At 41.4% G+C, this 22,703-nt stretch carries 20 protein-coding genes and 1 riboswitch; of the genes, 11 read left to right on the top strand and 9 right to left on the bottom strand.

The features are described 5' to 3' along the window. Positions 1-30 precede the first annotated feature (30 nt). Positions 31-942 (top strand): LysR family transcriptional regulator, encoded by a 912-nt coding sequence (locus GW828_RS06425; RefSeq protein WP_124017320.1) that lies wholly within the window; start codon positions 31-33, stop codon positions 940-942. Between the two features lie 166 nt (positions 943-1,108). Here the strand turns inward: GW828_RS06425 and GW828_RS06420 are convergent, their stop codons facing one another. The 6 genes from GW828_RS06420 to GW828_RS06395 all read right to left on the bottom strand — a co-directional run bounded on the left by GW828_RS06420 (position 1,109) and on the right by GW828_RS06395 (position 7,257). After that, positions 1,109-2,437 carry a transporter gene (locus GW828_RS06420; protein WP_273058343.1) on the bottom strand — a complete coding sequence of 443 codons (1,329 nt, stop codon included), beginning with the start codon at positions 2,435-2,437 and terminating at the stop codon, positions 1,109-1,111. Positions 2,438-2,466: 29 nt separating this feature from the next. After that, a complete protein-coding gene (locus GW828_RS06415) occupies positions 2,467-3,180 on the bottom strand; it encodes a hypothetical protein (protein WP_182698589.1) in 714 nt (237 codons plus the stop codon). A 10-nt stretch (positions 3,181-3,190) separates the two neighbouring features. Next, positions 3,191-3,889 carry a C39 family peptidase gene (locus GW828_RS06410; protein WP_182698588.1) on the bottom strand — a complete coding sequence of 233 codons (699 nt, stop codon included), beginning with the start codon at positions 3,887-3,889 and terminating at the stop codon, positions 3,191-3,193. 55 nt (positions 3,890-3,944) lie between these two features. Continuing rightward, positions 3,945-5,045, bottom strand: coding sequence for a hypothetical protein (locus GW828_RS06405; RefSeq protein WP_182698587.1), 1,101 nt, complete (start codon positions 5,043-5,045; stop codon positions 3,945-3,947). Between the two features lie 25 nt (positions 5,046-5,070). After that, complete coding sequence (locus tag GW828_RS06400; protein WP_273058346.1) at positions 5,071-5,688, bottom strand: hypothetical protein; 618 nt, start codon at positions 5,686-5,688, stop codon at positions 5,071-5,073. A gap of 252 nt (positions 5,689-5,940) precedes the next feature. Beyond that, positions 5,941-7,257, bottom strand: a complete 1,317-nt coding sequence (locus GW828_RS06395; RefSeq protein WP_182723394.1) for a sigma-54 dependent transcriptional regulator — start codon at positions 7,255-7,257, stop codon at positions 5,941-5,943. A 590-nt stretch (positions 7,258-7,847) separates the two neighbouring features. On the opposite strand from GW828_RS06395, the gene GW828_RS06390 reads away from it, so the two are divergent. The 10 genes from GW828_RS06390 (at position 7,848) to GW828_RS06345 (ending at position 18,473) form a co-directional block, all read left to right on the top strand. Then, positions 7,848-9,032: a hypothetical protein gene (locus tag GW828_RS06390; RefSeq protein WP_273058348.1), complete on the top strand. Its 1,185-nt coding sequence runs from the start codon at positions 7,848-7,850 to the stop codon at positions 9,030-9,032. A gap of 82 nt (positions 9,033-9,114) precedes the next feature. After that, entirely contained in the window at positions 9,115-9,723 is a 609-nt protein-coding gene (locus GW828_RS06385) for a SprT family zinc-dependent metalloprotease (protein ID WP_273058350.1), read from the top strand. Between the two features lie 74 nt (positions 9,724-9,797). Next, on the top strand, positions 9,798-10,562 hold the full coding sequence (locus tag GW828_RS06380; RefSeq protein ID WP_273058396.1) for an endonuclease: 765 nt from the start codon (positions 9,798-9,800) through the stop codon (positions 10,560-10,562). 49 nt (positions 10,563-10,611) lie between these two features. Then, entirely contained in the window at positions 10,612-11,352 is a 741-nt protein-coding gene (rsmE, locus tag GW828_RS06375) for a 16S rRNA (uracil(1498)-N(3))-methyltransferase (RefSeq protein ID WP_182698385.1), read from the top strand. A 39-nt stretch (positions 11,353-11,391) separates the two neighbouring features. Then, a complete protein-coding gene (gene gshB, locus GW828_RS06370) occupies positions 11,392-12,345 on the top strand; it encodes a glutathione synthase (RefSeq protein WP_124017316.1) in 954 nt (317 codons plus the stop codon). Between the two features lie 83 nt (positions 12,346-12,428). Continuing rightward, entirely contained in the window at positions 12,429-13,706 is a 1,278-nt protein-coding gene (locus GW828_RS06365; RefSeq protein ID WP_404948318.1) for an alkaline phosphatase, read from the top strand. Positions 13,707-13,824: 118 nt separating this feature from the next. Next, on the top strand, positions 13,825-14,862 hold the full coding sequence (locus GW828_RS06360) for a class I SAM-dependent methyltransferase (RefSeq protein WP_124017314.1): 1,038 nt from the start codon (positions 13,825-13,827) through the stop codon (positions 14,860-14,862). Between the two features lie 194 nt (positions 14,863-15,056). Further along, the gene (locus tag GW828_RS06355; RefSeq protein ID WP_273058354.1) at positions 15,057-16,724 is read left to right on the top strand and encodes a DUF342 domain-containing protein; all 1,668 of its coding nucleotides are present in this window, start codon (positions 15,057-15,059) and stop codon (positions 16,722-16,724) included. A gap of 38 nt (positions 16,725-16,762) precedes the next feature. Further along, positions 16,763-17,137: a DUF4144 domain-containing protein gene (locus GW828_RS06350; protein ID WP_273058355.1), complete on the top strand. Its 375-nt coding sequence runs from the start codon at positions 16,763-16,765 to the stop codon at positions 17,135-17,137. A gap of 199 nt (positions 17,138-17,336) precedes the next feature. Then, positions 17,337-18,473, top strand: coding sequence for a site-2 protease family protein (locus GW828_RS06345; RefSeq protein ID WP_273058357.1), 1,137 nt, complete (start codon positions 17,337-17,339; stop codon positions 18,471-18,473). Positions 18,474-18,569: 96 nt separating this feature from the next. Here the strand turns inward: GW828_RS06345 and GW828_RS06340 are convergent, their stop codons facing one another. The 3 genes from GW828_RS06340 to GW828_RS06330 form a co-directional block, all read right to left on the bottom strand. Continuing rightward, positions 18,570-19,688 carry a succinylglutamate desuccinylase/aspartoacylase family protein gene (locus GW828_RS06340; protein ID WP_273058359.1) on the bottom strand — a complete coding sequence of 373 codons (1,119 nt, stop codon included), beginning with the start codon at positions 19,686-19,688 and terminating at the stop codon, positions 18,570-18,572. A gap of 1 nt (position 19,689) precedes the next feature. Next, entirely contained in the window at positions 19,690-21,084 is a 1,395-nt protein-coding gene (gene lysC, locus GW828_RS06335; protein WP_124017309.1) for a lysine-sensitive aspartokinase 3, read from the bottom strand. Between the two features lie 134 nt (positions 21,085-21,218). Next, positions 21,219-21,393, bottom strand: a riboswitch (Lysine riboswitch). A gap of 269 nt (positions 21,394-21,662) precedes the next feature. Beyond that, the gene (locus GW828_RS06330) at positions 21,663-22,109 is read right to left on the bottom strand and encodes a DUF3293 domain-containing protein (protein WP_273058361.1); all 447 of its coding nucleotides are present in this window, start codon (positions 22,107-22,109) and stop codon (positions 21,663-21,665) included. Positions 22,110-22,703 lie beyond the last annotated feature (594 nt).

The raw sequence follows: 22,703 nt of genomic DNA, 5'->3' as shown, positions 1-22,703 counted from the left end.
TTGTTCCATAAATGAGACAGTGAGGTTTGAATGCCCGATTTGAACGGTATGATGCTGTTTGCAGCCGTTGTTAGAGCAAAAGGATTCTCTCAGGCAGCACGAGAGATCGGACAACCTAAATCAACCATTAGTCGTAAAGTTGCGCAATTAGAAGAACAACTCGGAGTGCGGTTACTGCAACGAGACACCCGAAATTTAAGCCTGACTCAAGTTGGAGCATTATTTTTTCAGCACTGTGATTCTATTAGTCATGAAATTGAAGCGGCTAAAGCAACAATAGAAAACACCCATAATGATATTTCGGGCGCATTACGCATCGCCATTCCTGTGTCATTTTCACAAGATGTCATTGGTCATTTATGCTCAAGTTTTATGCGACTTTATCCTAATATAGAACTGGATATTCAATTTACTGACAACGATGTTGGTCTAGTCGGTGAAGGTTACGATATCGCCATAAAATATGGGCCGCTGCAGTCATCAGATCTTGTGGCCAGGTTATTATTTGAACGCCAGCCTATTTTGGTCGCAAGTCCGGGTTACATTAAAAAATTCAGTAGCCCTGCCACGCCACAAGAATTAACTCAGCACAATGGTATTTTACTCGGCACCACCTTGTCGGCACCGATTTGGGCATTAGGCAAAGGCAGTCGTAAGATAATGGCGACCTTCAAACGTAAAGTGCGAGTGAACAGCGCCAGCATGGTAAAACGTTTAGCGTTAGATGATTATGGTATTGCTATGCTGTCGAACACGAGTTGTAAACAAGAGCTTGCAACCGGAAGCTTAGTGCCAATTTTACAAGAATGGCCAATGGAACCCTTTAAAGTCTATGGAGTCTATTCAAGTCGCCGTCAGCTAGCCAGTAACATTAGTGCTTTTTTAGACTTCTTCACCAAACGATATACCAGCCAAGAATCATTACATTCAATGATGAGTTAAAGTTATATATTTAAAAACATGTCGCCAGCAACTCTTGATTATTATTGATATGATTTAGCCTCAACAGCAGGACGATTAACTGAATAAATAACCTCAAATGGCCTAAACTAGCCGTTTGAGGTTATCTCGTTTTAGAGACGCATAATGCGAAACTTTGTGACTAACACTAAAATCGATAAGGGAATCGCAAACTAATTTGATAGTCTGGTGAGTCTTCTGTTAATCCGCTACCAATTGATGTCACCATTGACAAATTAGGTGATAAGGCTAACGTAGCCCCAATGCCCAAGCTTGCAGTATTGGTGTCAGTACGAGGTATTTTCTCCCATTCTCCACCTTCTGGTCTTTGTTTTGTTTTACTGTAGAAGCGCTGATTAAAGCTCATGCTCAAACTCATGCGCTCAGAAACAGCAAAAGCCAATCCCACGCTATAATCCAGATAATTACCTAAATCAATTTCACCAGGGCTTAATCCTGGCGAACCAGATAGGTCATCAAACGCCTCTGTAAAGCTAACACCGTAATTTAAATTGAAAAATACAATCGCTGGATCAAAGGTTTTTGCTAAACTAAACCCTGTAGATGCTCCCCAAACACCAGAGCCCGTTGCCATTTCAGTCGGATACGTCAAATTACCGGTATCAGATGTTTCGAGTGGGATCCCAAAAGGATCTTTTCCCGTTGGCGCGCGAACTCTGACATTCCACACCCAGTCAGGCCAATCAACTGATTCTGCATTTATTCGGTAATAAACCGCGCCACTGACATCACCAATTTGACCACCACTAATGTCGGCAGTTTCATATCGTTGACTAGAGTTGCCTTCACCCACCGAATCATACTGAGTCCAACGATACAGATACGGCAAACTGAGCTCGAATTGCCAGTTGTCATTTAGCGTATAGCGAGTGGTGAGATCCAATCGTGTTGTATTAGTGCGAATACGATCTAGGTTTAAGTTACCCAAAAAAATAGCATCAAGGGCTAAAAAACCTCTAAGAATAAGATCTTTTCGACTGTAGTAACTATAGGTAAATGAGGGCTCTACGGTAAATTTCCGAGAAAAGACATTATGTGCTTCTTGCAATACATCGTCAGTACTTCTTGCTCTGTCTGGCGCTTTTTTTCGCTCTGAAGCGTCACTGGCGATTGCAGCTTGCTGGCTTGATTGAGCTTTTTGTCGCTCGACTGATGGTGGTGCAGATGACGGTGTTGATGCAGAGACTGGTTGCTGTGTTGAGGTAACATCTTTCGTGCTGGCTTGTCTGTTTAAAGCCTCTTGTTTGAGCACCTGTTGAGCCATCTGATTAATGGTCTGTTGTTGTAATTTAATTTGTTGATTCAACTGAATCAGTTTTTGTTTAAGTACTGCAATATCTTGTTCAGATAAGGGTGATTCTGAGGCTGGTTGAGGATCTGTATCTGCAGAATACGCAGGTACTGCCAATATTCCTGGCAGTATCACTGCAACAGCTGAGGTCCATTTATTATTCATAAATACATCCTTGGCTTGTACAAAATGAATTAAAATCCTAGTGTGGTTAAATCACTGATTTGCCTACCAAGTATATTTGACTCAATTGGTCCAACAGGCATACCCTCATATCTTAGTGTAGACTGGTTTATTACTCCATGACTAAGCCCATCAATAAAAATGCTCTGAACTAACTGTCCATTGCCATTTTGATAGCTAATTCCTTGACTTGCTCTGCCCGAAGCCAGTTCGACCTGATAGCCAACTGTGTTACCATTAGCCGAAAACGTGGTATTGCCATTATTGCTTACAAGCGTTGTACCGACGGTAACATTAATTCCTTGCACTAGCGGTGTTAATCGCCCCTGAGCCATATCCAATTCATTTATCGCTAAATTTTCACTCCCAGCGATTTGAATTCGTTGTTGTAATCCTGCTGTTTGCCCTAAAGCATCCAACTGAAACCCATTATTACTACTAATGGCATTAGGATCACTGATAGTAATATTAACAGAAGGCTGATTGTTGACTTGAGTAAACTCAATTTGCATTCCCACTTGCTGTTGGACGCCATTATCTTGAATAAACTGTGTTTGCATCTGCAAGCCAAAGTAATAATCCTGTCCGTTATTAGTGTATTTACCTTTCATTGATTCCAATTCAAAGTCTGTCAGAACTTGGCTGTGCTGAAATACCGTCAATGAAGGCGAGCTGGCCATCACAGGTGCTGCGATAGCCAGTAATAGCATCATGCTTAGTTTCATATCTTCCTCCTTAAAGCATATCTGAATATGAAAAACCAAATTCAAGTAACTCAGCATCCGTCATAGGTGAGAGCGGATCGAGTGTCTTAAACGTTAGTTTTGCTCTTGGATGCAGTAATGGATTATCGCGTCGATAATCTTGCCCAATAACCACAAATACAACCCCATTCCACTTTTGAGTAAATTCAGCCATTGTCATAATCCGATTACCTAGTGCTGGATCGCCTAAATAGACGTTTCCACCATCCTGGCGACGAAACACCACAAAATGGCTATAACCACCATCATTGAGTAACACAATGGCAGGTATTTTGAGCAAGGATATTTCAGCTTCACCGATTTTATATCCCCGCCCTCTTAATTCTTGAGATTGCAGATACCGTTTCATATTAAGCAGTGAAAATCCTTGCTCTTGAACCAGAGTCAAATCAGCATGCTCTAACATGCCAATCAACACTTTTTGTTCACTAATATCTTGACGGTCATAGGCATATTTCAACAGACTAGCTAAACTAGCCGCACCGCACGAAAAGTCGGTTTTTTGCTCTATAACATGTTCAAATTTTCGCTCACGTATACTCTGAATAGATTTTGTATAAGTTCCCATGCCAGGCACAACACCCGTTAATGGGATCTCGGCGGCATAATTGTAGTGAGTAAAGCTGAAAATGATCAATACAGAGATAATCAATTGGCTAATGTTGCGCATAAGATGAATCAGGGGGGCTTACCCCCCTGCCTTATTCATAATGATCAATTTAGTTTTATTCACCAGAGATAATTTCTGCTGCTCCGGTAATACTGGTCAAGGCTAAATTGTTTGACTGTAAGTTACCTGTGCCACTTGCCAAGTTAACCCCAATATTACCCGAGGCATTTTGGAAGGCTGTTCCAGCTAATAATGAAGAGTTATTAGACTTCTGCAGTACAGTTTGCACGAAGAAAGGTAATTGACCACTCACAGTACCATTAAGCGCTAAATCACCTTCTTCATCAAAGGTCATCACTTCGGCACCAGTTGGATTCTCAGTATCAAAGTCAATGTGTCCCACAACGGTTCCAGGTGGGACATCGTGAGAACCATTACCTTCAAGAATAACTTCTGGATAGTAAGCATCATTAAGTGCTGATGTACCTTCATATCCGCCATTGGCGTTTAACGCTAGATTAACATCAACATATTCAACGTTATCCTGAACAACCCCAATATTCATCGTGCCGTTATGTCCAGTATTTTGCACATTAGACACGCTTGCTTCACCTAGACGACCATTGTATGAAGACGCGGCCATATTATTCGCCTGAATATTATTGTTACCAGCAGCAACGTTGACACCAATATTACCCGTGGCATTCATGAATGACGCGCCATTAATGGTTGATGTGTTAGTTGATGCTTCATTCCACACACCATTGAAGCCACCCACCTGAGTACTAAAGATTTCAGCATCACCAGAACCAAAGGCAAAACCGGCATCAATAGAGGCTAACGCAGCAGAATTACTTTGAGCATTAAAATCACCTGCTGCTTGGTTAACACCAATGTTACCGCTGGCATTTTCAAATGCACTGCCAGATATCTTAGCGTCATTATCGTGATAGTAATTTTCAACCATATTCGCGCTAGTTTCCTGCACGTTTTCAACTACAGCCATGCCTAACCCATTAGCAGTTATAGTGCCTTCAATGGCTACTTTACCTTTATATTCAAGGTCTTTAGATACATCTACTTTTTTAGTTAATTCAACACTACTGTCTGAATCATTCATTCCATTTCCATTTCCTGGTCCATTTCCTGGTCCATTTGCATATGCAGAACTACTCATTATTGCTGCAATACTTAGCACTAGAGTGAGTTTTTTCATCTTCCATTCCTCCGATCGATGATTATTAATTCCCGCTTGGTAACTGCAACGAGAACTGGTTAATGGCAACATTATTGTCACCAGAAATCTGATTTACCTGCATCACGCCCTGCGCATCCAAAAAACTGTCTGGCGCGATGTCGGCTTGATAGTATGATAATTGATAAGATGACGGTGCCATTTGGCTCGTCACTTGAGTTAACGTCTCATCATTCAATCCCTGACCCACTATGGTTGCTAGGCTCGAATCGATGGCAATGCTGCCGATGTTAGCTTGTATGTTTTGCTCACCGCTGACTTGATTAATACTTGCTAAGCCTTGAAACTGAGCGAAAGCTTGGCTGTCTATTCTTGCAGTAAGTTGTTTATTGGATTCTGACAATGATGTTGGTTGAGGTAATAAACTGTAATTAATCGTTTGGATCGATGTACGCTGGCCTAATACATGACTGTTAGACTGAATATTAAAATCGCCAGCCGCTTGATTGATACTTGCTCGACCAGCACCTTGCATCACATGCGAACCAATAACAGTGGAATCATCAGCGTAAGAGGGGGCAACCAGCAATAATACACTGAGCTGTATTCCTCTTATTAATGACAATTGCAATATGTCGTAATGTGATTTGCTAATGATATCCATAAGATGTTCCTTCCATACCTGATATAAGGATATAGCAACCCTTATGCCAAATTTGAAAGTTAATAATTTTCAAATAGATAGTGTTTTTTTAATGCAGAGATATTCTTAAAGTTAAGAATGAAAATAGCTAGGTTATTGATATAAAAATTAATTATATTTTTAGACTTAATCTTAATGTTAAGACTCGATAAGCAAACTATACGGATGGCTAAATTAAACCAAATTAAACCAAATTAAACCAAATTAAATCAGCTATAAATCATGTTTGTCCATGAGTCTATAAAAGGTTGCCCTTGAAATATCTAAATAACTTGCTGCAAGCTCAACTTGGCCATCAGCAATTAGAATGGCCTGTTGTAAGGCTTGTTTTTCGGCATTGTCTTTTAAGGTTTTAAGCGAGAGCGCGATGTGACGCTTTTTGTCAATATTAGCTAACTCTAGGTTTTGTGCACTGATCTGCGGCATGTCGCACAGTACCACAGCACGACGAACACGATTAATTAACTCGCGGACATTGCCTGGCCATGAATAGTTTAATAATGCGTGGCATGCAGATTGCGATAATGGCTTCGCCACCAGTCCATATTCATTCGAATACATTCGAATGAATCGATTAGCTAGACCGATGATATCATCACGCCTTTCTTCTAATCTTGGGGTGTTAATGGTTATGCCATTCAAGCGATAATAGAGATCTAACCTAAAACGACCTTTATCAATAGCACTTTCTAAATCAACATGAGTCGCCGCTAAAATACGCACGTCAGCCGATTGAGATTTACCGCCACCCACAGAGTCGTACAAACCCTCTTGTAAAAAACGCAATAAATTGACTTGTAATTCCGCGGGTAAATCACCTATTTCATCTAATAATAATGTACCGCCATCAGCCAATGCAATTTTGCCTTTCCGGTTACTTGTTGCTCCTGTAAAAGCACCTTTTTCATGACCAAATAAGTCTGACTGAATTAAACCTGCCGCCATAGCACCACAATTAACGGTAATAAGAGGTCTATCTTTTCTGGAAGATAATTGATGTAACTTAGTGGCGACTAATTCTTTACCTGTGCCTGATTCACCACGAATAAGCACTGGAATATCTGTTGGTGCAACTCGCTCAACTTGACGAAATAACTGTTGCATGACGTCTGATTGGTACACTGATGGCTCAGTTTCTTTGCCAGTTTGCTCAAGCTTTGGCGCATGATGCTGCTGTTTTAATTTAGACAAGCCGATGCCATGACCTAGACACTTTTCTAACCTTTCTGGATCGATTGGACTCGTGCAAAAATCCCAGGCATATTGCGCAATGAAGGTAGTAATATTTTTTATTTCGAGTTGTGATTTATTGATCAGTACAATAATATGGATCTTGGGGACCAAACTTTTAACTAAGTGGCTGATTTCATTTTCAATATTTCCTTTTCGAAGATCGATTAAGCATAGGGCACAATTATTAGGTATATTATTTTGATCATACTTATCAATGTAATGCAGCTTAAAATCTAATCGAGAAAGTACTTCATTTAGCTCCTTACACTGAAAACCTGCTATGAGTAACGTTTTCATGTTGATATCCTTTCGATAAAGAAATCACAAAAGGGCTAACACAAGGCTAGCCCGTGCATCTTATCTATAGATATAACCGGACAATATTACTTGAATATAAACCCTGCTGACATGTTAATCGTTTATATCATCGGTAACTTAATACATAAGTTAAGTAATGTAGTTACTCATGAGCAGTATCATTATTGGATTCAATATGGATACCCACTCAGAACCACACTTTGTACGTTTTAATCATCTTTTTATCGACTAATCACCCCAGATTGATCGTAATGATGACTAACTTTAATGTATCTGTTATCTCAGCTACATCTTTCTTATGACCATAGTATGGTACATAAGTGTTAATAGTATACAAAAAGCAGTAATTAAATTGACATATATGCAACATTTAACTATTACCCCAAATATCCACATAAATCGGCGCTCAAAAACAGCTTACTCGTGCACAAGAGTTAACCGTGCTCTTAAACCACCTAAACAACTGTGTTATAAATATAACCTAGACTAATCGTTAGTCCGTCTCACGGGCAGTAAAGTCGTTAAACGCAACCTAAAGATAGATATCTAGGAGTCCTAAAGGAACCGTCATGATTAAATACAATGCTTGTATAATGTTAAGTTCATTGGCACTAGTCACCTTATCTGCTGCAGTTAACGCAGGACAACTCCCCAAAAATGTTGAAGAAATTCGCGTATTAAAGGCGGAACAAACCCTACCTCAGGTGGTTAATCGTTATCAAGCCATTAGTGATACCTTGGAGGTCAAGTTAGCTCAATCCACCGATGAATTAGCGGTGACAGAAATGGCAGCCCATCAAGGACATAGATTATGGCAACAAGCTGTTAGGGATGTTCAGTCTGGACACAGTGATGATCGCTCCTTGTACTGGAGTCGATTAAGCATGCGTAAGGTCTTAAAACAAGACAAAGCAGGATTTAATCTTGCCGACTGGCAACGCGAGATTTTGGTCAAAGCGGTGGAGAAATCCTCCCGAGGCTTTAGTGATATTGAATTTTCTTCCGACAGCCAAATTAATATCTTGGTCACTGGTTTTGATCCTTTTTTCCTTGATAAGGATATCGGCCAAAGTAATCCGTCAGGTTTAGCTGCTTTAGCTCTCGACGGTTATCATTTTGAAGTTAATGGAAAAAAAGTACAGATTGAAACTGTGATGATCCCAGTGAGATTTAGTGATTTTGATAATGGTATTATCGAATCGTTACTGACACCGTTTTATCGAGAGAACAGTGTTGACATGGTATTTACCATTAGCATGGGTCGTGATAATTTTGATATTGAACGCTTTCCTGGACGTAACCGCAGTGCAGAGGCACCAGATAATTTAAATGTATTAACTGGAGCAAGTCGCACCAATCCAAAAGCGCCGCTATTTAACGGTGGCACTTCAAACGATGGGATATTAAATGGTCCTGAGTTTGTGCAATTCTCATTACCTGTAGAGGCGATGGCAGCGGTAAAAGGTCACTGGAGTGTTAATGATAACAATCAAGTTAGCAGCTTATCTCGGGGCCAATTTAAAGCATCATCACTGGCTGAATTACAAAATGAAATTTCTGTAGAAGGATCTGGTGGTGGCTATTTATCTAACGAAATATCCTATCGCAGTATTTTACTTCGAGATCAATTTAACTTGAATTTACCGGTAGGACACATTCATACTCCACGCATTAAAGGTTACGACTCGCAAGTAGAATCAGACATTGTTGAGCAAATACGTGCCATGATAGCTGCGGCAGCGAGCACACTATAATATCGATACACTAAATTAACAGGTCAATACTTTACTTGCCTGAATCTTTCGTTAATCATTCAAGCAAGTGAAGCTACCCAAAATGTTTAAAAGTATTTTTAATTTCAGCCAACGCGCGCACCAAGCGTTAACGCAAGATATCCATACTAAGGAATCTTCATTATCAGCGCGCCCTCGCACCAAGCAACCACTAAACACGAGCGTTAGTAACCCCTTACAACTGCAGATCTTAGCCAAAGTCGAAGCCGATTACCAGTTAGCCGAGCTGCATTTCAAACGCCAATTCCCCCGTCCTTGTGTGCATTTCAGCTTACGTGGAAAAAGCGCCGGCACAGCGCATTTACAAGCGAATAAATTACGCTTTAACCCGGTGTTACTGGCTGAAAACCCCGATATTTTTATTAACGAAGTTGTGCCACATGAAATTAGCCATTTAGTGTGTTTTCATCTGTTTGGTAAAGTAAAACCTCATGGTAAAGAATGGCAAAGCGTTATGCTGACAACATTTAATATTGCCCCCAAGACCACTCACCAACTCAATACTCAGTCTGTCAGTGGCCAACAGTTCGAATATTTTTGCGCCTGTGGCAGCATCCACTTAACCATAAGACGTCATAACAGAATTGTCCGCGGCCAAACTCAATATCGCTGTCGCCGTTGCCAACAAACATTAAGCCCTTTTTCTCCTTAAATATTATCAATTGCGTCATCGCATTCGATGGCTTAACATCTGCCCAAATGACAGGCTAAGCCTGCGCTGTAATGATGTTTTTGTTAATTTTAGGGTTTATTTTGCGCTTATCATCCACTCATTCTTGGTCATTTGGGGTGTCGCTACTGTGCGGCATTTTTTCATCAACACTTATTGCGGCAGAACACCCCAGTAGTTTCGGTAAAGCCAAAGCCATTGCCAAAAAGATCTATCAGCAACACTTGCCACTCAACACCTTCTATTGCGGCTGTGATATCGCCATAGCAGGTAAATTATGGCAAGCGGATCATGCTAGCTGTGGCTATCTGGTTAGAAAACAAATTATTAGAGCCAACCGTATCGAATGGGAACACGTCGTCCCCGCCTGGGAATTTGGTCATCAACTGCAATGTTGGCAAGATGGCGGACGTAAAAATTGTGGTAAAAACAACCCGCAATTTAAAAAAATGGAAGCCGATTTACATAACCTTGTACCTGCTGTCGGTGAGGTCAATGGCGACCGCAGTAACTTTAGGTTTAGTGATTGGGGCGGCAAAGCAGATCAGTACGGACAATGCGAGATGATTGTCGACTTTAAAGGCCGTAAAGTGCAGCCACCAAAAGGTGCAAGAGGGCCGATCGCTCGAACTTACCTTTATATGCAACAAACCTATGGTCTACAAATCAGCAGTAGCCAACAAAAATTGTTTAATGCATGGAACAAAATGCAACCGGTTAGTACCACAGAATGTCAACGCGACAGCTTAATCGCAGCTAACCAAGGTAATCATAATGATTTTGTATTCAAACAATGCCAAAATAACGGCTTAGTTCGATAATTGGCGATCAAGCTACCCTTGAACAATTGATTAAATAAGGTCAACACTGATGAGAGTCCCACGCATTTTTCAGCCCCAAGACAATTTACAGCAAGGGCAAACGCTTCAATTAGATGAAGATGGTGTTGCTCATATCGGCCGAGTATTGCGAATGGGAATGGGCGATCACATCAGTTTGTTTAATGGTGACGGTAATGATTACTTAGCCGAGATTATTGAAACCAGCAAGAAATCTATCACTGTCACACTATTGAGTTGTGAAAAAAACCACAGTGAATCGCCATTAAACTTACACTTAGGCCAGGTGATTTCACGTGGTGACCGCATGGAATTTACCGTTCAAAAATCGGTTGAGCTTGGCGTAACCACTATTACGCCGTTATTTTCCGATCGTTGTGGTGTCAAACTGAGTGGTGAGCGTTTAGAGAAAAAACTGCAGCAATGGCAAAAAATTGTGGTCAGTGCTTGTGAACAATCTGGCCGCAGTATCGTACCTATTGTTCGCCCGGCAATGACATTGGCACAGTGGTGTGCAGAACCCACTGAAGCATTAAAACTGAATTTGCATCCAAGGGCTTCACATGGCATTAATGGCTTACAGTTAAACGGCCAACATCAAAGAGTAAGATTACTCATTGGCCCAGAAGGCGGTTTATCTGACGAAGAAATTGCCATGACAGAAACCCAGCATTTTACCGATATTTTATTAGGCCCTAGGGTGCTGCGTACAGAAACTGCATCATTGACTGCCATTACGGCATTACAAGTTAAATTTGGCGATATTGGTTAACATACCGATACCTCTCTGCATATTATTAAGGATACACACATGATTAAGCTCGGCATTGTTATGGACCCTATTAGCGACATTAATATCAAAAAAGACTCGAGCTTCGCGATGTTATTAGAAGCGCAAGCAAGAGGCTACCAATTGTTCTACATGGAAATGCATGATCTTGCTATGGTCAACGGCAAAGCCATGGCCAACATGCGTGAATTATCAGTTAAGCAAGATGCTAGTCAATGGTTTACCTTAGGCGAGTCCGTCGATACTCCGCTAGCAGAACTTGATGTTATTTTAATGCGTAAAGATCCACCGTTCGATACTGAATTTATCTATGCCACTTATATGCTTGAACGTGCAGAAGAAGAAGGCGTATTAATCGTTAACAAACCACAAAGCTTACGCGATGCCAATGAAAAATTGTTTACCGCATGGTTTTCTGAGTTTACCCCAGACACTATTGTGACTCGTGATGCTAAACGTATCCGAGCCTTCCACCAGCTAAAACAAGACATCATTTTAAAACCATTAGATGGCATGGGTGGCACCTCGATTTTCCGTGTGAAAAAAGATGATCCTAACGTGGGAGTGATTATCGAAACCTTAACCAGTTATGGTCAACAATACGCAATGGCTCAGGCATTTATCCCAGAAATCACTCAAGGCGATAAGCGTATTTTAGTGGTTGACGGTGAACCAGTACCTTATGCACTAGCGCGTATTCCGATGAAAGGTGAAACTCGTGGCAACCTAGCAGCTGGCGGCAGTGGCGTGGCTCAACCATTATCTGAAAGTGATTGGAAAATTGCTCGGGCAATCGGTCCAGAATTGAAAAAACGTGGCCTTATTTTTGTCGGCTTAGACGTCATCGGCGATAAATTAACTGAAATCAATGTGACCAGCCCAACCTGCATTAAAGAAATCGAAGCAGCATTTGACGTTAGCATTACTGGTATGCTCATGGATGCCATCGAAGCCCGTATAAGCCAGCAAAAATAGGATTATTCATGCATTATTTATCTATCTACACAAAAATAGTCAGTAGATTAATATTGGCATCTAGTTTGATTATAACTGGAGCTATGGCTGATGAAGTCATAGTGTCGCCTACTGTAGACAGCGCCGTAAGCAATAATGTGCCAACGGTCGGTCCATCAAGACCGAAAAATATTATCATTATGATTGGCGATGGTATGGGACCGGCGTACACCACAGCCTACCGTTATTACAAAGATAATCCTGAGACCGAAGAGATTGAACAAACGGTTTTTGATCGTTTACTTGTGGGGATGGCAAGCACCTACCCAGCCTCTGTAAGCGGTTATGTTACCGATTCAGCAGCATCAGCAACTGCGTTATCAACTGGGGTTAAAAGTTATAATGGAGCCATTGCCGTTGATATCGAAAAACGTCCGCTGACCACCTTAATGGAAAAAGCCAAAACATTAGGTTTATCAACTGGCGTAGCTGTCACCTCGCAAGTCAACCATGCAACACCAGCGGCATTTCTGGCTCATAATGAAAGCCGTCGAAATTATATTGATATTGCAGAGGCTTATTTAAGCTCAGATGCAGATGTGATTCTTGGTGGGGGCCAGCAATATTTCACCCCAACACTACTTGAGCAGTTTAGCGCTAAAGGTTATCAACACATTACTGAATTCGCCCAGCTTGAATCGGTTACTAAACCAAAAGTATTAGGGCTATTTGCTGATGTCCAGTTACCTTGGGTAATTAACGATAACCAAGCGCATAACCTGAGTCATATGACCCAGAAAGCCCTAGATTTACTGTCACAAAATAACCAAGGGTTTGTGTTATTAGTAGAGGGTAGCTTAATTGATTGGGCTGGCCACAGTAACGATATTGCTACGGCCATGGGTGAAATGGATGAATTTGCTTCAGCAATTGAAGTGGTTGAACAATTTGTTCGTCAAAGTAAAGACACGCTTATGGTGGTAACAGCCGATCATAATACCGGTGGGTTATCTATTGGCGCAAATGACAAATATGAGTGGAATCCACAGGTGCTACATAAGGTTAAAGCCAGCCCAGATGCAATTGCTACGCGCGCGATTGCTGAAGATAATTGGCAGCCTTTAACCGCAACACTTTTGGGTTTTACTCCAAGCGACGCACAATACAGCCAATTACAAGCAGCTCGTATGCAAGGTAACGAACCACTGTCTGTCGCACTGCGTAAATTAATTGATATTCAGTCTAATACCGGTTGGACAACTGGCGGACATACCGCGATGGATGTTCAAGTATTCGCTGCAGGCCCTGGCGCAAGGTTGTTTAGCGGCCATCAAGACAACATTGATATCGCGACTAAAATGTTTAGCCTATTACCACAATAGAGATAAATACCTTAATCAATGCCGAACGACGATGACCCACACAATCCCCGCCCTTATCAGCGGGGATTGTGTTAGTATCAGCGTGTTTACCTTATCACTAGCATTATGAGCAACTGACGTGTTAACAAATCCTTCTCAAGCCTTAATCAGAAACAGCCACTATTTTGAAAAGCAAAATGTGTTAGTGCTTAATTATGAAGCTGATACTTTTGCACATCAATGTCTTGAGTTTGCTCATCATGTTACCGCCCTAGCGTTGGATTTTAATCATCACCTGATATTGTCCTCTTGTACCAATGACAAATTACAGTGCTATTTTGGTCACCAATTACCTGATTCACTCGCAAGTTCAAAATTTGATAGTGTGATTATTTATTTTCCCAAAGCTAAACCGTTAATGGGCTATTTACTGCAACTAGCTGCGCAGCATTTATCTATTGATGGCCAGCTGATCATTGTCGGTGAAAATAAAGGGGGAATAAAGTCGATTGCTAAGCTCACACCTGATTATTACTCACCACCAATCAAACAAGATAATGCCCGCCATTGCCTGGTGTATGTCAGTTATTTAACCCAAGCAGCGCCAGCATTAACCCTTAGTGATTGGGTAAGCCAGTACTCACTCGAGACTCCGCAAGGGCAATTACAAATTTGTAATCTTGTTGGTGTATTTAGCGAAAAACGTCTCGATCAGGGCACTGAATTATTACTGTCGCATTTACCAGAAAATTTACACGGCAGAGTTCTCGACTTTGGTTGTGGTGCAGGGGTCATTACAGCGGCGTTACTCAAAGCTAACCCGACGCTAACTATTGAATGTATTGATATCAATGCGATGGCACTACTCTCATGCGAATTAACCCTTGCAGCCAATAATATGCGCGCAAAAATTTACCCTTCAGACGGATTCAATCAAATTGTCGGTAAATTTGACGGTATTATCTCCAACCCACCGTTTCATGATGGGTTAACCAACACTACAGATATCGCCACACAATTTGTCCAACAAAGCGCAACTCGACTAACCAGCAAAGGCATATGGCAAATTGTCGCTAATCGCCACTTACCTTATTCAGAGACTATTGCGACTCATTTTGGCAAAGTAGAAGTGTTAGCTGAAAACAATAAATATAAGCTATATTCCCATCAAGGTTAATCCCTCCTAAAAGCCCGCCAAATCTCACCTCAACTGGCTTAGTTCATGGGCAGCAAAGCTCATTACGGCTGGAATTACAGCTAAATATCAGCTAAATTAACGAAAAGGCAAAATAACGCACATTTTCGGCTTTGTTTCGTTGGTATGGTACTGGCGTCTAATGACCGAATATAAAAATAAAAATAAAGGATGTTATGTTAACGCCATCACTCGTCACATTAAGTGCAGATAAAAGCAAAGCGGAATTACGTATAATTCCCAATACCCATGGCCCCGTGTCGGAGGATGATATTAATGCCTTGCTGACACAGGCTGATTTTACGATGTTATTTCCGATTATCCCCGCGATTAATAAAGCCGTATCTGAAGTCAATGCACTTTGTGGCCAAACGCCTGGCGGACACGAACTCTTTTTTACGATTGCCGAGCGCAAAGATGGCTCTGTGAGCATCAGTGTCAGTGACGATAAAATGCAAGCAAGCATGAAAATCACTTCAGCTTGGGGCGGCAAAGATATCACCCTACCAGACATACTGAATACCCTGAAAACTCAAAAAATCAAAATGGGACTCAGCAAACCTAAGATTATGGCATTGATACAGCGTTTATCGATATTGCCCCCAGGTGAAACCTGTGAGGGGATCATAGCCTCAGGTAAGGTAGCCGTTAACGGTGAAGATGCAATATTAACCCGTAAAGTTGCCTTAGCTCGCGAGCGTCTATTGCAACCACAAGAACGCGAAGACGGCTCTGTTGATATGCGTGATTTAGGCTCACTGATTACCGTCAAACCCAACGATGTATTAATGATTAAAACGCCATTAACGACAGGGACTCCGGGGTTTAATATCCACGGTGATGTACTGCAACAAATTCCAGGTAAAGATAAATCGATGGAGCCCGGCACTGGCGCGAGCTTTCATCCTCAAGACCCCAATCAACTCATCGCCACCGTTCCTGGTCAGCCAGTGGAAAACCGTACTGGCATGCAAGTTGACGATATTCTGCAAATTAAAGATGTTGATGTTCGCTGTGGCCACGTTAATTTTAAAGGCAGTATATTAATTACCGGTGATGTGCACGAAGGTATGGAAGTTAAAGCCAGCGGTGATGTCACCGTGATGGGCTTTGTTGAGTCTGCCACTATTGAAGCTCAAGGTGATGTGATTGTCAGTAAGGGTGTTATTGGTCGCTTGATTAAAGAGCATGAACTGAGTACTAAAATTAAAGCTACCGGACAGATTTGTGCCCAATTTGTACAATATTCACAACTAGAAGCGCTGGGTAATATTTTAGTCACTAAGCAGTTGCTTCACAGTCATTCGACATCTGGTGACACTATAACGGTCAGCGATGCTCAAGGAAAACGTGGTGACTTGGTCGGCGGCATTGCCACTGCTGCTAAAGGGATTAGGGCTATTGCATTTGGCGCTACGGCCAGTACTAAAACCGAACTGTTTTGTGCTATGCATCAAGGTGAGTTAAAGCAAGAGCTTAAAGAATTAGATGACAGTATCAAAGGCATGGTTGTCGCGAGCTTAGAGTTAGAGGCGAGATTGCGTAAACTACCGCCTAAAGCGGAATGGCAAAGTGATGCTGGCATGATTGAACAAGTTAAAATGATGCTCGAGCAAAAAAATCAGATAGATGCAGAACGTATTAAAGAAGAAGTTGAATATACACAACACCTTAATGAAGTTGAAAACTATTACAATAATTATGTTATTCAAGCTGAAAAACACATATTCATCAACGTCGAGATCCACATTGGCAATGCATTTAATCGCACCCAACGTGAACATGGTCCGTGCATTGCCAAAAATGTCAATCAAGAAATATCATTCGATTACAGCAATCGCTAGCGAATTCAACACAGCAAATATAGGTAGAAATATACACTATGCAACAAGTACATTGGCCTGCAATACTCAAGTTTGATCAAGATGATGAGTTAATGTACCTAGTTAATCATCAAGATTGGTTAAGCTTTATTTGTGCAAATCAATTTACCCTTGATGCTAACGATAAACTTATCGATAGTGTAGGTCATGTCTATGGTATTCAAACACAATCGCAACAGCTCGCATCAGTGAATAGCTGCGTGGCAGAGCTGCCTTCGTTGCTCAAGCTCGGTGATGATATGAGTGTATTACAACTATTGCCTCTTGTTCGTCAGTATGGCCAATTTCAAGGCCATTGCTGCAGCTCAAAAATTATCTTTACCACCATTGAACAAGGTATCGCGACTGTAGCTGAGTTAGAGCAGCTCTATTAAACCCGCTCTCCTAAATAAGACCTTTACCACCTACTCATTGACGCCATCATGGTTAAGTTAAACACTTATCCTTGATGGCCTTTGTTAAATAAGTCAAAACTAAAATTAACCAATATAATGGCCTCCCCCATTGAGCAACACCCATCGCTCTGGCAAAATGCCCTCTATGCTCACAGCTCTTAACCCCTGAGAATCCTTAATGGAATTACTAAATATTGAATGTCTAGGTAAACGTTTGCGACTAGAAGGCTCGATTGCGGGTTGGCAGCAACTTTATTGGGACAATCAGCTAGTATCACAAAAGTCTGCCAGTGCCGCCGACCAAGCCTTTCACATCCATTCATTTGAACTGACCAGGCAAACATCTATCGCGACTGAAACCGAAAATAGCGAAAATATAAGCGCTAATCTAAGTGTCACACCACTCCCAGTACGATTAGAAATCGATGTTAACTGGCAACCATTTCAACTTGATTATTGTTTGTTAATTGATGATGAGCCCATTACTCAAGGACAACGTACAGTTAAAGATATTGAGCGTCAAACACCTGAAGTTGCCGTGGTAAAAAACCAAAAAATCAGTGTTGTAGGCCTTGCCTCACTAGGTTTTAAACTGCTAAAAAGCGCTAAGGTAGTTAAGGTTCTTTTTGCAGGAGCCAGTGTTGCCGCCTATTCTTGGCTATTTTCATTTCAATTTGCCTTAGCCCTTATCGGTTGCTTAGTGTTTCATGAATATGGTCATATTCGAGCGATGAAACATTTCGGCATGAAAACCAAAGGGATCTATTTAATCCCTTTTGTTGGCGGTTTAGCCTTGAGCGATGAGCGGATCAACACCCGTTGGCAAGACGTGTATATTTCAATAATGGGCCCCACTTTTGGGCTGATTTTATCGATTATCTGTGTCGGACTTTATTGGATAACAGGTAACGTATTCTTTGCCGGATTAGCGGCATTTAATGCTCTGCTGAACCTGTTTAATTTATTGCCTATTTTACCTCTCGATGGCGGACATATATTAAAAAGCATTAGCTTTTCGATGAACAGCTTGATTGGCCTCATCGCCTGCATTTTAGGCGCGGCCATAGGCGTCTTCATTAGCTACAGCTTAGGCTTGGCTTTACTCGGTTTTTTATTGCTGATTGGCAGTGTCGAGATTATCTTTGAGTGGCGCGGACGACATCAGAGCCACTTATTACCTTTAGATCGCTATGGACAGATTTTCTCTACTGTATGGTATTTGCTCACAGTGGCAGGTTTAGTGGGCATTATTTGGTACTTTGCAGGCTCTGGCGATGAAATGTTAGCTATTCCATTGCAAATTCTGGGTAGTTAGCTTGAATGCCTGAATGCCAATAAAACCTAGTCAGATGACTGACCACATAAAAACGCCTGCATATTGCAGGCGTTTTTATTTAAATCTCTCTGTTTATTATACTGAGGGTAAAGCAAATACCTTGGTCATGACTTTATACAACTCAGTACCTTGGTGAACTGAGGCGGAGGCAAAATGTAAAATCGGTACGCAATCCATAGGCAAACTAATCGCTTGAAAAGCCTGATCAGTGCCATAAAGGTCAATACGTAAAATGTTGACCAATGGCTGCCCTGCAGCTAGTGGCTCACCGACTACAGCACAATATTCAATCAAGCCCGCTTTAGGTGCATGACACTTTTTATAATCTCGTAAATAACAAGCAAATCGCGCCATTTTCGCTGGGCTAACGTTCTCAGCTATCACCCCGCGATAGCTTAAATAAGCCAATATACCTTTAGCATCCACGAGTGCGTCATCAAGATCAATGCGTTCTTGGCTGGCAAGCTCTAAGGTAAATGCCGACACGGGTACCGAAAAATCTCGGCCCTGGCTCGCTGCATATTGAGTTAATTGCCACCATGGACAAAATGTTGCTTCATCCATCGCGCCACCAAAACTATTGGGGATAACGAGGGTATAGGGTATTGAAAAATATCTCGCGGCGTCGATATCATACTCAGGACAATAAAGATGTTTACACGACTTAGGGCCGGTATGTAAATCAAGCACTATGTCGGCTTGGTGCGCCATGGTCTGTAAATTTACCGCGAGACGATGACCTGTTGAGATCCCAAAAGGTTGCGCTAAGCGCTTTTGGCATGCTTCCACTAACATCGAGCGATAAGCCTGAAACAAAGCGTTATCGGTTAAATGTTGGTGTTCGCGATACCAAGCTTGAACATCCACTTGGTGATCAAAATACTCTCGATTCCAATTAACACCTGTAATAGGGTCAAATCGTCCTAAGGTAAACTCGCCACTCTTCTGATTAATTCCTAGCGGATTAGCTAATGGCGCAAAGGTAATATTACCTAACACCTGATAACCTTCCAACAAGGTCATCAGTTGATAAATTACCGCATTGCCCTGCACTTCTGCACCATGAACATTGGCCTGAATATAGACACTAGGCGCAGAACTCTCACTACCAATGAATGAATATAGAGGTACTGTCAATGCTTGCCCTGTCGCCAACTCCCCGACCTGTACAGACGATTGGATTGCTTTAGTCATCTCAACACTCAAACAGATTTTGATGTAAGGCATTAACCACTTGCGCCGCCTCAGATTCAGCCACCAACACACATAAATTATGTGGGCTAGCACCTTGACAAATCATCCGCACATTATGGTTTTCAAGCACTTTAAACACCCGGCTACAAATACCTGCCGTCGAGGCGATACGATTACCAATAATGGCGATTAAGGCTAAATTTTCTTCAACTCTGACACGACAATGCTGCGATAGCTCTTGTAATAACGATTCGCTTAATAATCCTTGCCCACTAGAATCAGAACCCGTTTTATCCAGCGTTAGCGATACGTTTACTTCAGAAGTGGTGATTAAATCAACCGATATTTTATGCCTTGCTAAGGTTGCAAACGTTTCTGCTAAAAAGCCTTGAGCATGCAACATTTGTAAACTATGAAGATTCAATAAAGTTTGATCGCGGCGCAATGCAACGGCTCTAAAAACAGGGGTATCTTCCACTTGATGACGGATCCAAGTTCCCCCCATTTCAGGTGCTTTACTGGATCCTACAAACACCTGAATTTTTTGTCTAACTGCCGGTAAAATGGTCGCAGGATGCAATACTTTAGCGCCGAAGGTGGCCATCTCAGCCGCTTCATTAAAACTAATTTCTGCAATAGGGCGAGCATTAGGCGCAAGTCGAGGGTCAGTGGTATAAATCCCGGCAACATCAGTCCAAATTTCAACCGCTGTAGCACAGAGGGCTTCAGCAAGTAGAGCTGCAGAATAATCACTGCCTCCACGGCCTAATGTCGTGGTTTTACCACTGTCATCTGCGCCAATGAAACCTTGAGTGACAATGACATAACGGGCAAGTAACGGCTGTAAAAAATCACCTGACAATGTTGCTATAGCTTCAATTTGTGGTTCTGCACGGCCAAAATGACTGTCGGTACGTAACACTTGACGTACATCAAAATGATCGGATGCGGTGCCTTTTTCACGGATAACGGCTGAAAATAAAATCGAGGAACATTGCTCGCCCGTCGACAGTAATTCGTCCATCACCGCTTTGCTACGATCCAGCTCTAGCGATTCACTTAATACCGACATCCGGCTGAGAATTTTATCAATGCTGGCGGCCACGTCTTGAGGACGTCCTAATTCGTCTAGGATCGCATATTGAATTTTGGCGATTTGCTTAAGCAATATCAAACGACGTTCATCATTAACATTCGCTTGGGTTAGCTCTACTAATAAGTTAGTCACACCGCTGGAGGCGCTCACCACCACCAGACGAGTAGCAGGATTCGCCAAAACGATATCGGCACAACGACTCATAGAGGCATAGTCAGCCACTGACGTGCCACCAAATTTGGCAACCACTAATTCTGAGCGATGGCTCTCAGGCGCAACATTATCTGGGGCAAGGTTCATACAGACGCCTCCGCAGTTTGCGAAAGACAACAAAATAAGATGTGATTTACTAACATGATATACGCTCCGAACACACTACGTTCGAAGAGCCTGGTGCTAAGATAACGCACCCTTATAGAAGGGAAACAGCAATCATCACCAGAAGCTCTCCACCAAAAAAATAGGTGACAATCGTTAGGATTCAGCCTAAACGACCGATATCAATGTTTGCCAAACAAACTGATACCTCGGCGCTAATCTCCATCATAAGTGGTCATTGGACTGGCATCCTCTCACTTACTACCTAGTTAACGCTCCTCTTCTGTTCCTCCCTAAGGAGGGAGTTGAAAATAGCAACAAATACCCTATCAAGTCAATCAGCAAAAACAGTAAAAAACACAGTTCTGCTAAAAATCGTGAATATTCGATAATTCAGGCACAGCAATTGCGGTTATATGATTGTTCTAGATTACGAAATAAAAGCCAATATCAAGCTAAAAAAACATCATGAACGCAATATATCGAGACAATTATCACTGTATTGTATCTTTTTATGGTGCAATGTGTTATTTAACCGTTTAATTGCTTGAATAAACTTATCACTCATCACGGATATGACCGCACTCTGGCAGTTCATACACCAAACGCAGTCGGTGATTGAACGCCCCCATAGCCACTTCCGGTTTAATGGTATCAAGACATGCAATCAAGGATATTAAACCTCTATTAACGTAATAAATGGCATATTGATTAAACTCGCGACCAAGCTCAACAGCCTGTTCTTTATCAATAAAAACAGCCCAGCTCTTTTCCATATGCGACAAATCAGGTGCCGCACCGACTAGTGCGCGATAGGGACGATTATATTGTTGGATTTTAGATTGAAGCTGGCGATCAAGTAAGCGATTTTGACTAGGAGAGAGCCTAGTGCCGAGGGGGTTATGAGCAGTAACAATTGCAAATGGGAAATCATCAGAAAGACGCTGAGTGAACAAAAAATGAGTTGTTTGATAGTCATCCCACAATGAATCTATAACATTTTTCATAGTAAATTTTCGTCAATTAAGCCAAAAATAGTCTATCAGATAGCTTAAATATCTAAAAGGTTTGAGATCTAGATCACAAGAATAATATTTAAAAATCATTAACTATTATAATGTTATCAACATTAATCTTTTATGTACTTCATTGGTATATTAATTTTTTAACATTTAATTTGTTAACAAATACCTAAAACGAGTACAATACCCCCTACTCATTAATAAATCACTTTAGCGAAGTTGGCTACATACACCTCAAAAGCTCAGCAAATATTGTTGAGAGTGTGATGATTTATTGATGTAAAGTTTACAGTCGTACTAAATTTGTTCTACATTTGATAAAACATTCATACGATTAAATAAGTTTGCGATAGAAGGAACTATCTTTCTAAATGGCATTCATAGTAAGTAAGCTTAGTTACAACAAATTTACACCACTTTTTACATCATCATGCTTTAAGTGCAAACGCACATCATAGTGTCATGATAATAAATAGACGTAAGCAGACTCAGTAACCAGCATTAACCGTTACGTAATAGAGTTTATAGAGAGTGTTTAATTCAGGGTAGACATAGATAAACACCAAAGAAATATCGGAA

It is taken from the genome of Shewanella vesiculosa, from assembly GCF_009994065.1.
GTDB classification, from domain to species: Bacteria; Pseudomonadota; Gammaproteobacteria; order Enterobacterales; family Shewanellaceae; genus Shewanella; species Shewanella vesiculosa.
This window is presented reverse-complemented; position numbering and strand designations above follow the sequence as displayed.